Annotated in this window: 13 protein-coding genes and 1 tRNA gene; 7 read left to right on the plus strand and 7 right to left on the minus strand. The window is 65.5% G+C overall.

What is annotated here, in order from left to right; all coding sequences use genetic code 11:
• Nucleotides 1–56 precede the first annotated feature (56 nt).
• The gene (locus tag JYA52_RS13540) at nt 57–1337 is read right to left on the minus strand and encodes a Y-family DNA polymerase (protein WP_240460307.1); all 1281 of its coding nucleotides are present in this window, start codon (nt 1335–1337) and stop codon (nt 57–59) included.
• Nucleotides 1338–1475: 138 nt separating this feature from the next.
• On the opposite strand from JYA52_RS13540, the gene JYA52_RS13545 reads away from it, so the two are divergent.
• On the plus strand, nt 1476–2513 hold the full coding sequence (locus tag JYA52_RS13545; RefSeq protein ID WP_205653697.1) for a hypothetical protein: 1038 nt from the start codon (nt 1476–1478) through the stop codon (nt 2511–2513).
• Between the two features lie 93 nt (nt 2514–2606).
• Here JYA52_RS13545 and JYA52_RS13550 read toward each other — a convergent pair whose 3' ends face one another.
• On the minus strand, nt 2607–3038 hold the full coding sequence (locus JYA52_RS13550; RefSeq protein WP_205653698.1) for a LexA family protein: 432 nt from the start codon (nt 3036–3038) through the stop codon (nt 2607–2609).
• 141 nt (nt 3039–3179) lie between these two features.
• Nucleotides 3180–3593 (minus strand): hypothetical protein, encoded by a 414-nt coding sequence (locus tag JYA52_RS13555; protein WP_205653699.1) that lies wholly within the window; start codon nt 3591–3593, stop codon nt 3180–3182.
• A 395-nt stretch (nt 3594–3988) separates the two neighbouring features.
• Between JYA52_RS13555 and JYA52_RS13560 the strand changes: the two genes are divergently transcribed.
• The gene (locus JYA52_RS13560; protein ID WP_205653700.1) at nt 3989–4555 is read left to right on the plus strand and encodes a dihydrofolate reductase family protein; all 567 of its coding nucleotides are present in this window, start codon (nt 3989–3991) and stop codon (nt 4553–4555) included.
• Nucleotides 4556–4608: 53 nt separating this feature from the next.
• On the opposite strand, the gene JYA52_RS13565 is transcribed toward JYA52_RS13560, so the two are convergent.
• The 4 genes from JYA52_RS13565 to JYA52_RS13580 form a co-directional block, all read right to left on the minus strand.
• Nucleotides 4609–5199, minus strand: coding sequence for a dihydrofolate reductase family protein (locus tag JYA52_RS13565; protein ID WP_205653701.1), 591 nt, complete (start codon nt 5197–5199; stop codon nt 4609–4611).
• A 103-nt stretch (nt 5200–5302) separates the two neighbouring features.
• Nucleotides 5303–5375: transfer RNA gene (locus tag JYA52_RS13570), tRNA-Lys, on the minus strand.
• A gap of 116 nt (nt 5376–5491) precedes the next feature.
• Nucleotides 5492–6646, minus strand: coding sequence for a PQQ-dependent sugar dehydrogenase (locus JYA52_RS13575; protein ID WP_205653783.1), 1155 nt, complete (start codon nt 6644–6646; stop codon nt 5492–5494).
• 121 nt (nt 6647–6767) lie between these two features.
• Complete coding sequence (locus tag JYA52_RS13580; protein ID WP_205653702.1) at nt 6768–7712, minus strand: sunset domain-containing protein; 945 nt, start codon at nt 7710–7712, stop codon at nt 6768–6770.
• Nucleotides 7713–7866: 154 nt separating this feature from the next.
• Between JYA52_RS13580 and JYA52_RS13585 the strand changes: the two genes are divergently transcribed.
• The 5 genes from JYA52_RS13585 to ilvC all read left to right on the plus strand — a co-directional run bounded on the left by JYA52_RS13585 (nt 7867) and on the right by ilvC (nt 14608).
• The gene (locus JYA52_RS13585) at nt 7867–8787 is read left to right on the plus strand and encodes a LysR family transcriptional regulator (RefSeq protein ID WP_205653703.1); all 921 of its coding nucleotides are present in this window, start codon (nt 7867–7869) and stop codon (nt 8785–8787) included.
• Nucleotides 8788–8933: 146 nt separating this feature from the next.
• The gene (gene ilvD, locus JYA52_RS13590) at nt 8934–10655 is read left to right on the plus strand and encodes a dihydroxy-acid dehydratase (protein WP_205653704.1); all 1722 of its coding nucleotides are present in this window, start codon (nt 8934–8936) and stop codon (nt 10653–10655) included.
• Nucleotides 10656–11077: 422 nt separating this feature from the next.
• Nucleotides 11078–12985, plus strand: a complete 1908-nt coding sequence (locus JYA52_RS13595; RefSeq protein WP_205653705.1) for an acetolactate synthase large subunit — start codon at nt 11078–11080, stop codon at nt 12983–12985.
• Between the two features lie 2 nt (nt 12986–12987).
• Nucleotides 12988–13500, plus strand: a complete 513-nt coding sequence (gene ilvN / locus JYA52_RS13600; RefSeq protein ID WP_055796055.1) for an acetolactate synthase small subunit — start codon at nt 12988–12990, stop codon at nt 13498–13500.
• Nucleotides 13501–13582: 82 nt separating this feature from the next.
• Nucleotides 13583–14608 (plus strand): ketol-acid reductoisomerase, encoded by a 1026-nt coding sequence (gene ilvC, locus JYA52_RS13605; RefSeq protein WP_205653706.1) that lies wholly within the window; start codon nt 13583–13585, stop codon nt 14606–14608.
• Nucleotides 14609–14681 lie beyond the last annotated feature (73 nt).

Consider the following 14681-nt stretch of genomic DNA (forward strand, 5'->3'; position numbering starts at 1 on the left):
CCGCCGTCGTCGGCGTTCGTTCCGGTGTTGTCTCCAGCCGTGCGCGCGAGGCAGGGTTAGGCGGCTTTGACGAGGGGGAGTTCGTCCCAGTGGGTGGTGTAGCGGGGGGAGAGCATGTCCCGCCTCATGGTCCAGTCCAGGCCGCTTTTGATTCCGGCGTAGCCGAGGCCGATGGAGCCGCGCCCGTAGCGGCGGGTGACGTCTTCGAGGAGCGCGCCGACGCGGCGCTCCTCGTGGGGGTTCTCAAACGGGGCCAGGGGTGCCTGGTTGCCGGCTGGCCGCAGGTCGGTGACCATGATGCCGGCCTTGGCGTACCTGACGCCGTCGTGGATGAGGGGGAGGAGCGCGTGGGCTGCTTTGGTGAGCAGGACGGGATCCGCGGTGGGCATCGGCAGCGGAACGCACACGGAGGGGTAGGAGGTGTCTTTCGGGTTGAAGTGTGAGGTGCCGGCGAACGCGGTGAGGACTTTGGCCTGCAGTCGGTGTTTGGCCAGCCGCGCCGAGGCCTGTTGGCCGTAGACGGAGAGGACCTGCCGCATGTCGGCCGAGGTGGTGATGGGGGTGGCGAAGGAGCGGGAGAAGATGAGCTGGTCACGGCCGACCCGCTCTTCCTCCATCGGTATGCACGGCGTTCCCTGCAGTTCCAGGACGGTGCGCATCATGACGACGGAGAAGCGGTCCCGGATCATGACCGGATCGGCCCGGGACAGGTCAAGGATGGAATGGATGCCCAGGACGTTGAGCCGTTTGGTCAGCCGGGCGGCGACGCCCCAGATTTCAATCACGGACAGGCGGCCCATCAGCCCGTCCCTGTCGGCCGCAGGCACGGAGTCCCAGTGGCAGACCCCGCCGAAGGCGGGGTTGTGCTTGGCCCATTTGTTGGCCAGTTTGGCCAGGGTCTTGGTGGGTGCGATTCCGACACAGACGGGCACCCCGACATTGCGCCGCACTGCGGTCTTCATGGTCCGTCCGAGGGCCAGGAGTTCCTCCGGGGTGCCTTTGACGCCGAGGAAGGCCTCGTCGATGCTGTAGACCTCCAGCCAGGCCGAGTAGCGGCCCAGCAGCTCCATCACCCGGGCGCTGATGTCCCCGTAGAGTTCGTAGTTGCTGGACAGGGCCACCAGTCCCCACTCCTTCGCCCGCGGCGCGAGTTTGAACCACGGCTCACCGATGGGGATGCCCAGGGCCTTGGCTTCCGGGGACCGAGTGACGGCGCAGCCGTCGTTGTTGGACAGGACGACGACGGGCTTCCCCTCCAGGGACGGGTCGAACGCCCGCTCGGCAGAGGCATAGAAGCAGTTCACATCCACGTGCGCGATCTGCGGCATTGCACGCATCAGGGCCGGTTTAGACATTGTTTGCGACGCCCTCTTGTCGAATATATGTTCGATACTCCATTCTAGGGTGCACGTGCGACGGGTGTCTTCCCGTCGCGGGGACCTCTGACGACGCGGGAAAGGTCTAGTCTCGGACGTATGAGCAGCGATCCCGTGCCGGGGACGAGGTTCCCGGACGCTCCGTCTTACGATGTGCACCGCCGCGTCGTGGAGACATACGCTAGCGACCTTCCGAGTTGCAACAGCCTGCTGGACGCCCTCGCCAAGCGGACAAGCCGCGGGGGGCGCAAGGCCGAGTTCGAGTTCACGGCCACTCCATACAACTTTTGCGAGGTCCTCTGCGTGGTGTCCCCGGAGACTGCCGTGGCCCTGCTCGACGCAGGCGTTACCACGGCGGACGAGGCCGTCGCGTTCCTCGAAAAGCAAGGGCTCGACGACCTCCTCGAGGACAACCACGACGCCGCGGAGGCTGCGCTCCGCTGGGCGGCGATGCCTTCGGAAGTGCTCGACCGCTTCCAGCACTCCCCTCTGTCCTTCTATGAGGACCCGGAGGGCTTCGGGGAGAAGCTGGGGGAGGACCTGCTCGGCAAGCTCCGGAGGAACAAAGCCGTCTGGGCCGCCGTGCAGGAGCGCAGGATCGATCTGCGAGACATCCTCCAGATCGGCATCTCGCGGTTCCTTGACGCCGAGGACGACGAAGGTACCCTCAGTGGGCTGCTGGCCAGCCTGACGTCGGGCTCGGATCAGCCGGTCCGGGCCGAGGACATCAGCGGCTGGATCGAGCGGTTCGGGATCGGCCTGGCGACCCCGAACGAGGTCAAGACGGGCGTCTACCGGCTCGCTGTACGGTTCGGCGCCGACTTCGCAGCGCAGATCCCACGGGATGCCCGCGCCATGAGGCTTGCCAACGGCCTCTCGCGTGCCGCCCACGGCGAGAGGCGCGGTCTCGACTTCGAGCGGCGCCTGATCCTATTCGGGGCGGAGGTCCTGGCCGGGGCCTCGCGGGGGGTAGGGCTGTCAACTTTGCCGGACGAGCACGACCTGATGAGGCTTGCCGACGACGGGATTACCGCCGCGCAGGCAGCCGAGGGGTACCTGAGGGGGATGAGCGCGGCCCAGATGGTCACGGTGCACCGGGACGGCACAGTCCCGGGCGTCTCAGACGGCTGGATCTGAAGCCATCCCCGCATGTGGAGGGTCGCGAGTACCGTGCCCCGTGGGAGGCAGGCGGCTCAGCGCCCGGGAGGCGGGCAGTACCGGGTGTGGATATTAGACATGGTGCAGGCAGCGGGTAGCCACGCCCCACACCGTGAGCTCGGCCAGGGCCGGGACGCGGATGTCCGGATACAGCGGGTTGGCCGCCTGCAGCACCACCCCGGCCGGCGTGATGCGCAGGCGCTTGATGGTGAGCTCGCCGTCAAGGACCGCCACCACGACCGAGCCGTCCCGCGGCTCCAGGGCACGGTTGACGATCAGTTCATCACCGTCACTGATGCCGGCCTGTTCCATGGAGTCACCCGAAACCCGCACGATGTAGGTGCTGGTGATGTCCTGGATGAGGTGCTCGTTGAGGTCAATCCGGCCGTCAAAATAGTCCTGCGCAGGGGAGGGGTAGCCCGCGGCGACGGCCACCGGTGACACCAGCGCCAAGGCCAGCGACACTCCCGCATCTATCACACGCGGTCCGATAGCTACTCTCACAACACACCTTTATTCGAATATATGTTCGATAATTCAGTGTAGCCCCGAGGCCCGACAATTTGTATTCCTTGACGCATTGCAGCGACGAAGGGGCTGAGATTGAGCGATGCCCGGACGTCGTGCTGGCCGAAGTGGCCTTGTTCAAGGCTGGCCCGCCGTAAAGGACGGACCGCTGTCGTTCAACGGTTGTCTGGAGGAGGCCAATACGGCGGCCAGCGCAGCCGCCAAGGCCGGCACGTAGAACCAGCCAATTGTGGCGGAGGCGAGGAGGGCGAAGATGGCGAGAGCGACCGTGGTCGCGACGGATGCGTATTTCTGTGCCCGTTCCCTCAGCAGGAGGGGCAGTCCGGTCAGAACGACGGGGATCAGCAACGGCACGAGGATGGGGAGCCCTGCGATCTCAAGCAGGGTCGAGGTAATGACGTGCTCTGGCCCGTCGTTCGTCACCATTACACCGCTGTAGAGGGGAACCAGCAGTACCACCAGTGTGGCTGCAACCGTGAGCGAGAAGGCAATGATCTGGCGAACATTCTTTGGATCCGAGCGTCGCCTCATATGACTCCCAAACTGACCGGCATCTCTGCCAACGAAAGCACAGTTCAAGGGATTCGACCAGATGACTAGAGAGTGCGAGTTACCGATACTCTTTGCGGAATTGTGGGGCCGACATAGGAGCTCCGGACCCGGATCCCACTTCCTTTTCGGTAGCATCGCCAGCATGACCACGTGCTCTGTGCTGCGCTGTCCGGAAACCTCACGGTGGAACTGGACATCGACGCCGCGGACGGTCAGCAACGGGTTTCATTCTGGATGACGGAGGATGTCGGCAAGCGACTTGGTTCCTTCCTGGCCAACCTATGGAAACCATCTGGCCCGCCGGACCCGGGAGTGCTTCACTGAAAGGCACGACGACGGCCACGCCGCCTTTCGCCGCCACCGGAGGTACTCGAATGCGCAAGATCATCCTCATGATGTCGGTCTCCCTGGACGGATTCTTCGAGACGGCCGACCGGGACATCAGCTGGCACCTGGTGGATGACGAACTCCTCCGCCACTTGAACGAGCAGTTCCGGACAATGGGAGCCTTCATGTTCGGGCGCGTCACCCATGACCTGATGGCAAAGTACTGGCCGAGTGCCGACCAGGATCCGGATCTTTCGGCGGAAATGGTTGAGTTTGCCGGGATCTGGCGCGAGATGCCCAAGTTCGTCTTTTCCCGGACCCTCACGCAGGCAAACTGGAATACCACGGTGATTCACGACGTCGTGCCTGAACAAATCGCGGAACTGAAGGCGCAGCCCGGCGGCGACATCGCCCTCAGCGGCGCCAATTTGGCCGCCACCTTCATGCGGCACGGCCTGATCGACGAATTTCGGATTCTCGTCCACCCCGTGGTCCTGGGGCAGGGCCGGCCGCTGTTCGCGGCCCCTGATGTCCGGATGGACCTCAGGCTCAAGGGGACGCGGACATTCGGCAACGGCGTGGTGTTGCTCCACTATTCAAGGGACGGCGCCTAAGGGGCCCAGCAACCAGTACCTGTTGAGCTACAAGGCTATCGAGCCTCAGCTGTTCAGCGGATAACCCGATAGCGCACGTGGGTGACGAGGCGGGTACCGCGGACTTCCGTCGGCTCAAGTTTGAGGTTCCCGACGCCGTCCAGCGGCCGCTCGCCCGCCCCCAGGATGATGGGGGCGGTGTGGAGCCGCAGCTCGTCGATCAGCCCCGCCGAAAGGTATTGCTGGACGGTCTGCGCTCCTCCGGCAATGGCCACGTCCTGGCTGCCGGCGGCCTTCCGCGCCTGGGCCAGCGCCGATTCGACCCCATCGGTCACGAAGTTGAACGTGGTGCCGCCCTGCATCTCCAGGGGCTCGCGTGGATGGTGGGTCAGAACGAACACCGGTGCGTGATAGGGCGGTTCCTCACCCCACCATCCCCGCCATTCCTCATCCCACGCCCCGGGACCCGCAAACATGTTCCGTCCCATGATGTAGGCGCCGGCCGCGAGGATGCCGTCGAGCTCGGCTGCGTTGGACTCGGCGTCTTCGAACATCCACCTGTGCAGGAGCTCACCGCCTTCGCCCAGGGGGTCCGCCAAAGTTTGGTTCGGACCGGCGAGGAAGCCGTCGAGGGAGATGGTCAGATCGCACGTGACTCGGCTCATGCGCCCATCATGCCACCACTGTGCGGTTCGGGTCCTGCGGCAATTGGGCAAAACGAAACCCCGCCTTCAAGGCGGTGGCCTCGAAGACGGGGTTTCTCATCTGTGCACCCCCCGGGACTTGAACCCGGAACCCATTGATTAAGAGTCAATTGCTCTGCCAATTGAGCTAGAGGTGCAGCTGCTGTTTCGTTCAACCAGGGGCTTTGTTTCCCTCGTTGACCTCCGCAACGACATGAAACTCTACACGAACTTTTGGCCAGTGTGAAATCGGGCCCCGCGTGGCATCCTGCGGCTAGCCGGACAGGCTCAAAATCAGCACAGAATCAGGGTTTCTGTTGTTGGTCAGCGCCCACAATTCCCCGTTCGGGGCCAGCGAAACGTTCCGGATGCGGCCGTACTGGCGTGTGAAATGGGCCACAGCGGTGCCGGCATTTTCGCCCTCAAGCGGAACGGACCAGATCCGCTGGCCGCGGAGGGCGCCCAGGAAGGCCGTGTTGCCGACGATCTCCAGGCCGCTGGGGGACGACTCTGCTGTGGAGGGCCAGACGACTTTGGCGTCGATGAACCCCTGGCGGCCCGGCGCGCCGGTCACCTCGGGCCAGCCGTAGTTTCCGCCCGGCTGGATCAGGTTGAGTTCGTCGTTGACCTCCGGGCCGAACTCGCTGGCCCAGAGCCGGCCTTCGCTGTCCCAGGCGAGGCCTTGGACGTTCCGGTGCCCCAGGCTGTAGACCGGATTGTTTGGGAACGGATTTCCGGGCGCCGGCTTCCCGTCCTTGGTCAGCCGAAGGATCTTTCCGCCCAGGGCGTTCCGGTCCTGGGGCTGTTCCCGGCGCTGCGAATCGCCGGTCCCCACATAGAGGTAGCCGTCGGGACCAAAACGGATCCTGCCGCCGTTGTGCGTGGACGCCTTGGAGATGCCGGAGAAAATGACCTGCGGTTCGCCAAGCCGCAGACCGCCACCTGTTCCGGCCTCCTCGAGGCGAAGCCGGGCAATCCGGTTGTCCTCGGCCGCAGTGAAGTAGACATACAGGAACCTGTCGGAGCCGTAGCTGGGGGACAGGGCCAGGCCCATAAGCCCGCCTTCACCTCCGGGCACGACGTCGGGCACCTCGCCGATGGTGCTGATCTGGCCGTTCCGCACGGATTTCAGGAGAGCGGAGTCACGCTCGGATATCACCGCCGTGCCGTCCGGCAGGAACACCGTGGACCAGGGCAGCTGCAGGCCTTCTATCGTCGTGCGGACCCGGGGCACCCCGGGGGTGGTTGCAGCGCCTGTTCCGGGACTCGCCGACGCCGTCCCCGGCGTTCCGGCAGTGCTCGTGGTCCCCGTCCCCGTTGTCACGGCGGGTGATGGGCCGTTCCCTCCCGCGGGCCCGGCGTCGGCTCCGGTGCAGCCCGCAAGCACGAGCGCTGCAGCCACGGCAGCCGCGCCCACTCCAGCCGGCATGGATTTGCCGGGGCCGGCCGGCGCGGATCCGGCCCTGATACTGCGCGTCCTGTTGGTCATCATGGTCCTGCCCGCCCCGGGTTGCCTGGTGTCTATCGGCGGTCCGCCGTGGTCCGCGCTGTCAGCGTCGGGTCCGGCGGGGAGCCCGGAACCCTGCCGCCTCGGCGTGCGCGGGGGAGAGGAACCACGTGTCCGCGCGCGCCTCCTCGTAGCCTGAACTGTCTTCGTCGTAGTAGGTCATGGACCCGGTATCGGCCTTCACCGTGTAGCCCTCGGGGCCGCTGCCGTCCGCTGCGGAGGCTGCTGACCCTTCACCATAGGGCTGTCCTGCAACATCCGCCGCCCCTGCGAGCTCCGCGCTGACGGGCGCCGTCGCCGTGACCCCGGCTCCCTGGTGGCCGGCAGGCTCGGCAACGTGGCTGGCGCCGGATTCGGTGGCTGCTGACGACTCGATCGTCTGCCGTGTCTCGGCCTCCGCATCCACATCCTCGGCAGCCGCCGATTCGGCTCCGGGCAGGGTGGGGGCGTGCGGCTCGGTGTATTCGGGGTGATGAGCGGGCGCGGCCTGAGCGGCCGCTGCAGGCTCCGCAGCCGTCGCGTGCGTTGCCGGCGCTGTTCCGGTTCGGGCGCTGGATTCGGACCACTGGGTGTCCCACTCGGCCTTGTCTTCGTCGTCCTCCCAGTCATCGACGTCGCCGCCGGAGGGAGCGTGGGTCCCGGCGGCCGGGCGCGGGGTGGCGGCGTCCCAGGACTCGATGTCCGGTTCCACGTCCTCGGGGTTCGCCTGGCTTGCTCCGGGCGATTCCTGCCGCAGGGGCGATTCCTGCCGGACGGGCGCCGGCTGGTGTGTCCGGGCCACCTCCGGTGCCGGCTCGGCAGCGGCAGACTCGGCAGCGGCACGCGAGGCGCCTGCGGCCGGGGCACTGGATCCCTGGAGCGGAGTGGAATTTACCTGGCCGGTCCCGTTTGCGTCGCGGGCTCCGGCGGCGCCCGAATTGCGGTTCAGCAGCCACCAGACGGCGGCAATGATCAACACGATAACGATGACCCAGATAATCCACTCCATAGCAAAGCCCTTCTGTCGATACCGCGAGGTTGCCGTTGCTTGACGGTACGTCGCTGTCAACACGGCTGTCTAGGTTTGTCAATGCCAGCCCGCGTCCGGGCGGCACCGCCCAGCGGAGTTCACCGGTCCACCGGCGGTGACGTAGCCTCGCTTCATGGACTTCAAGCGGCTCCGGATACTGCGGGAACTGGGGGACCGCGGCTCGGTCGGCGCCACGGCCGAGGCTCTTGGAGTAACGCCGTCGGCGGTTTCCCAGCAGCTCAAGACGCTTCAGGACGAACTCGGCGTGGCGCTGATCGCGAAGTCCGGCAGGGGCGTCCGGCTGACCGAGGCGGGCTCCGCCATGGCGGGCGCGGCGGCTGAAGTGGCGCTGGCCATGGCACGGGCCGAAGCGACGGTGGACACCTACCGCAGGGGCTGGCAGACGCAGGTCAAGGCTGCTTTCTTTCCCAGTGCCGCGGAGATGCTGCTTCCGGGCCTCCTGCACCGGGTGACGGCAGTCGGCGGACTGCGGTTTGAAGCCCACCTGGAGGATCCCGGGGTGGCCGGATTCGCCGGGCTGGCGGCGGATTACGACATCGTCCTGGCCCACAGTGTGGACGGACCGGAGGTCTTTGCCCGGCGGGGTCTGGTGGTGGTGCCGCTGCTGAACGAACCGCTGGACGTGGCTGTCCCGGCCGGCCATGTGCTGGCTGCGAAAGCCAGCCTGGCCGCCGAAGACGTGGTGGGATTTCCGTGGATGGGGGTTCCCGAAGGATTCCCGTTTGATACCGTGCTCCGCCAGATTGAGGCGCAGGCCGGTGCGACCGCCTTGCGTGCCCAGCTGTTCGCCGACCTGCGGGTGCTCGAGGCCCTCGTGAGCGCAGGCCACGGGCTGTCCCTGCTGCCTCGCTACACGTCGTCGGGAAACCAGGGACGGGGCTTCGTCCTCCGCCCCCTGACTGGCGTCACGGCGCGCCGCAGCATCGTTGCCCTCACCCGGCCGGACGTGGCCGCGCGGACCACCATCCGGCTTGTTCTGGATATGCTCCAGGCGGAGGCGCAGCAACTGGCGGATGAACTGCCGCCTGCGTGACGCCGGCCACGCCGGTGGAAGAATGCCCGACGGCGTTCCATTATTTGAGACGGGAGTCCACCATCTGGGCGAAATATTCCCGGAATTGCGCTTAACGGGCTAGCTCGTGTCGTTGGCCCTCCGATCGGAGTCATAGACTTTGACCCATGAGTGAGGACACCCAAACAGCAACCGAGAACAAGATTGACATCAAGCCCCGAAGCCGGATCGTCACCGACGGCATCCATGCCGCCCCCGCGCGCGGCATGTTCCGCGCAGTCGGCATGGGCGATGACGACTTCGCGAAGCCCCAGATCGGCGTTGCGAGTTCCTGGAATGAAATCACTCCCTGCAACCTGTCGCTGAACCGGCTGGCCCAGGGCGCCAAAGAGGGCGTCCACGCAGGCGGCGGTTTCCCCATGCAGTTCGGCACCATCTCCGTTTCCGACGGAATCTCCATGGGCCACGAAGGCATGCACTTCTCCCTGGTCTCCCGCGAGGTCATCGCCGACTCCGTGGAAACCGTGATGCAGGCCGAGCGCATCGACGGGTCAGTGCTGCTGGCCGGCTGTGACAAGTCGCTGCCGGGCATGCTGATGGCCGCGGCCCGTCTGGACCTGGCCAGCGTGTTCCTGTATGCCGGGTCCATCATGCCGGGCTGGGTCAAGCTGGAGGATGGATCCGAAAAGGAAGTCACCCTGATCGACGCTTTCGAGGCCGTGGGTGCCTGTGCCGCGGGCAAGATGAGCCGCGAGGACCTGGACCGCATCGAGAAGGCCATCTGCCCGGGCGAGGGCGCCTGCGGCGGAATGTACACGGCCAACACGATGGCCTGCATCGGCGAGGCCCTGGGCATGTCCCTGCCCGGCTCGGCTGCGCCGCCCTCGGCAGACCGGCGCCGTGACGAGTTCGCCCGCAAGTCCGGCGAGGCCGTGGTGAACCTGCTGCGCCTGGGCATCACTGCCCGCGACATCATGACCAAGAAGGCGTTCGAGAACGCCATCGCCGTGACCATGGCATTCGGCGGCTCCACCAACGCCGTCCTGCACCTGCTCGCCATCGCCCGCGAGGCCGAGGTCGAGCTGACACTCGATGACTTCAACCGCATCGGGGACAAGATCCCGCACCTGGGCGACCTCAAGCCCTTCGGCCGCTACGTGATGACCGACGTCGACAAGATCGGCGGCGTGCCGGTCATCATGAAGGCGCTGCTCGACGCCGGGCTGCTGCACGGCGACTGCCTCACCGTGACAGGCAAGACTCTTGCCGAGAACCTAGCCGCCATCAACCCGCCGGACCTCGATGGTAAGATCCTGCGCGCGCTGGACAACCCGATCCACAAGACCGGTGGCATCACCATCCTGCACGGTTCCATGGCGCCGGAAGGCGCCGTCGTCAAGAGCGCCGGCTTCGACGCCGACGTCTTCGAAGGCACGGCGCGCGTGTTCGAGCGCGAACAGGGTGCCCTCGATGCGCTCGACAACGGTGAAATCAAAGCCGGCGACGTCGTGGTGATCCGCTACGAAGGACCGAAGGGCGGCCCGGGCATGCGCGAGATGCTCGCGATCACCGGTGCCATCAAGGGCGCAGGACTGGGCAAGGATGTCCTCCTCCTGACCGACGGGCGCTTCTCCGGCGGCACCACGGGCCTGTGCATCGGCCACGTCGCTCCGGAAGCGGTTGACGGCGGCCCCATCGCCTTCGTCAAGGACGGCGACCGGATCCGCGTAGACATCGCTGCCCGCAGCTTCGACCTGCTGGTGGACGAAGCCGAGTTGGAGTCCCGCAAGGAAGGTTGGGAGCCGCTCCCGGCCAAGTTCACCAAGGGCGTCCTGGCCAAGTACGCCAAGCTGGTGCACAGCGCCTCCACCGGCGCATACTGCGGGTGATTCCTTCCCTTGGCGTGCGGCGCGGGCGCCGCACGCCAAGGGGCCCGCGGAATCCCCCTTATTAAGCCCTGCCGCCTTGGGGGGGCTTGTGTGGGGGGATACCTTTAGGAATAGGGCCGAACCCCGTGTTCGGCCCGTGGACAATGATGTCCACATGGTGAGATCGCGTTTCGCTTCGTTGACACGCATCTCACCAGAGGGAAAACTGAACGCATGATCGCACTCGTTACCGTCGGCGCCGCTCTGGGTGTATCCGTCGTCCTTACCAAGCGCGTGGCTCCATAGCCCGACTGGTAACGAACTGTCACGCGCAACCCCTCGAAGAGCCGCCAGGCTGAGGGGTTTTTTTATTTTCCAGCGTGGCAGCTGTTTGAGCTTTCATGCAGCACCACCCAATCCAAGATCCACTAAGGAAGAGTCCGATGAGCAAAGGATCGCCGATCAGCCCCTCGCTGATGGCTACTAAGTCCGCTGGAGCCCCCAAGGCTCCGGAACGCGCCGACCGGACGGCTGAAACCGCCGTCGGCGCCGACACTGCTGCAACCGCCTCTCCTGTCCTTGGGCCGAACAACGTCGTACCCCCGACGGTGATGACCGGCTCAGAAGCAATTGTCCGTTCGCTCGAAGAACTCGGCGTCGACGACATTTTCGGTTTGCCCGGTGGCGCGATCCTGCCCACCTATGACCCCTTGATGGCCTCCAAAATGAACCACGTTCTGGTCCGTCACGAACAGGGAGCCGGCCACGCCGCGCAAGGCTACGCCATGGTCACCGGGCGGGTGGGCGTCTGCATCGCCACCTCAGGCCCCGGTGCCACCAACCTCGTCACCGCCATCATGGATGCGCACATGGATTCCGTTCCGCTCGTGGCCATCACCGGCCAGGTCTCCAGCGGAGTAATCGGCACCGACGCGTTCCAGGAAGCCGACATTGTGGGCATCACCATGCCCATCACCAAGCACTCGTTCCTGGTGACGGACCCCAACGACATTCCCCATGTCATGGCCGAGGCCTTCCACCTCGCCTCGACAGGGCGTCCGGGGCCGGTCCTTGTCGATGTCGCCAAAGACGCCCAGCAGGGCCAGATGACGTTCTCCTGGCCGCCGAAAATCGACCTGCCGGGCTACCGTCCGGTGGTCCGCGGCCACAACAAGCAGGTGCGTGAAGCCGCCAAGCTGATCGCGGCAGCCAGCAAGCCTGTGCTGTACGTCGGCGGAGGTGTCGTCAAGGCCCACGCTGCCGCTGAACTGCGTGAACTGGCGGAACTGACCGGCGCCCCCGTGGTGACCACGCTGATGGCCCGCGGCGTCTTCCCGGATTCGCACCCCCAGCACGTCGGCATGCCGGGTATGCACGGCACGGTCTCGGCCGTGACTGCCCTGCAGCAGTCGGACCTCCTGATCACCCTGGGCGCGCGCTTCGACGACCGGGTCACCGGCGTGCTGAAGACGTTTGCGCCGAACGCCAAGGTGATCCACGCGGACATCGACCCTGCCGAGATTTCCAAGAACCGCACCGCCGATGTCCCGATCGTCGGCTCGGTGAAGGAAATCATTCCGGAACTGACGGAAGCTGTCCGGACCCAGTTCGGCACATCGGGCACCCCGGACCTGGCCAGCTGGTGGGCGTTCCTGAACAACCTAAAGGAAACCTATCCGCTGGGATGGACCGAGCCCGAGGACGGCCTCAGCGCACCCCAGCGCGTCATTGAGCGCATCGGTGCGCTGACGGGGCCCGAGGGCATCTACGTCGCGGGCGTCGGCCAGCACCAGATGTGGGCCGCGCAGTTCATCAAGTACGAGCGCCCGCACGCCTGGCTGAACTCCGGCGGCGCCGGCACCATGGGCTACGCGGTTCCCGCCGCCATGGGCGCCAAGGTGGGGGAGCCGGACCGGGTGGTCTGGGCCATCGACGGCGACGGCTGCTTCCAGATGACCAACCAGGAACTGGCCACGTGCGCCATCAACAAGATTCCTATCAAGGTTGCTGTCATCAACAACTCCTCGCTGGGCATGGTGCGGCAGTGGCAGACGCTCTTCTACGAGGGCCGCTACTCCAACACGGACCTGAACACCGGCCACGAGACCATCCGGATCCCGGACTTCGTCAAACTCGGTGAAGCCTACGGATGCGCGTCTTTCCGGTGCGACCGTGACGAGGACATCGACGCCACCATCCAGAAGGCACTGGAAATCAATGACCGGCCCGTGGTGATCGACTTCGTGGTCAGCCCTGACTCGATGGTGTGGCCGATGGTGCCCGCCGGGGTCAGCAACGACCAGATCCAGGTAGCCCGCAACATGACCCCGGAATGGGAAGAGGAGGACTGATCATGAGCCGCCACACACTGTCCGTTCTGGTCGAAGACAAGCCCGGTGTGCTGACCCGCGTGGCCAGCCTTTTCGCCCGCCGCGCCTTCAACATCAATTCACTGGCCGTCGGCCCCACGGAAGTTCCGGGCATGTCCCGGATGACCGTCGTCGTCGATGCAGACGGTGACCTGATCGAACAGGTCACCAAGCAGCTCAACAAACTGGTCAACGTGATTAAGATTGTTGAACTGACTTCCGAATCTTCCGTACAGCGCGACCACATCCTGGTCAAGGTACGTGCGGATGCCGCAACTCGTCTGCAGGTGACCCAGGCTGCAGACCTGTTCCGCGCTTCAGTGGTTGACGTCTCCACAGACTCCGTGGTCATTGAAGCAACCGGCCACCCCGAAAAGCTCACGGCACTGCTGTCGGTGCTGGAGCCTTTCGGTATCCGCGAAATTGTGCAGTCCGGCACCCTGGCCGTTGGACGGGGATCCCGCTCCATGAGTGACCGGGCGCTGCGCTCCGCTTAGGCAATGCCCAAGCGGCACGCTTCGCCTGTAACCGCACCACCCCACCTATCTACAACAAATCCACTCAAGAGGAGTTACGCAAGTGACTGAAATGTTCTACGACGACGACGCAGACCTGTCGATCATCCAGGGCCGCAAGGTGGCCATTGTCGGCTACGGCTCCCAGGGTCACGCCCACGCGCTGAACCTGCGCGATTCCGGCGTCGACGTTGTGATCGCCCTCAAGGAGGGCTCGAAGTCAATCGCCAAGGCGGAGGAAGCCGGCTTCAAGGTCAAGAACGTTGCCGACGCCGCCGAATGGGCCGACGTCATCATGATCCTGGCACCGGACCAGCACCAGCGCGCGATCTACAACGACTCCATCAAGGACAAGCTGACCGCAGGCAAGGCCCTGGCCTTCGCGCACGGCTTCAACATCCGCTTCGGCTACATCCAGGCCCCGGAGGGCGTTGACGTCATCCTGATCGCCCCGAAGGCTCCGGGCCACACGGTCCGCCGCGAATTCGAGGCCGGGCGCGGCATCCCGGACATCATCGCCGTGGAGCAGGACGCTTCCGGTTCCGCCTGGGAACTGGCCAAGTCCTACGCCAAGGCCATCGGCGGCACCCGCGCCGGCGTCATCAAGACCACCTTCACCGAAGAGACCGAAACGGACCTCTTCGGCGAGCAGTCCGTCCTGTGCGGCGGCGTATCCCAGCTGGTCCAGTACGGTTTCGAGACCCTGACCGAGGCCGGTTACCAGCCGCAGATCGCCTACTTCGAGGTGCTTCACGAGCTCAAGCTCATCGTTGACCTCATGTGGGAAGGCGGCATTGCCAAGCAGCGCTGGAGCGTTTCCGACACCGCAGAGTACGGCGACTACGTCTCCGGCCCGCGCGTCATCACCCCCGAGGTGAAGGAAAACATGAAGGCTGTCCTCGCCGACATCCAGAGCGGCGCGTTCGCCAAGCGCTTCATCGAAGACCAGGACAACGGCGGCGTCGAGTTCAAGGAGCTGCGCGCCAAGGCAGAGCAGCACCCCATCGAGGGTGTCGGCCGCGAACTGCGTTCTCTGTTCTCCTGGCAGCAGCAGGACCAGGACTACGTAGAAGGCTCCGCAGCCCGCTAAAGCTGCACGCCTGGCGCCATACAGAGCGCAACAGTGAGGCCGGGTTCACACTTAACAATGTGAGCCCGGCCTT

Source organism: Arthrobacter pascens (assembly GCF_017052465.1).
GTDB classification, from domain to species: Bacteria; Actinomycetota; Actinomycetes; order Actinomycetales; family Micrococcaceae; genus Arthrobacter; species Arthrobacter pascens.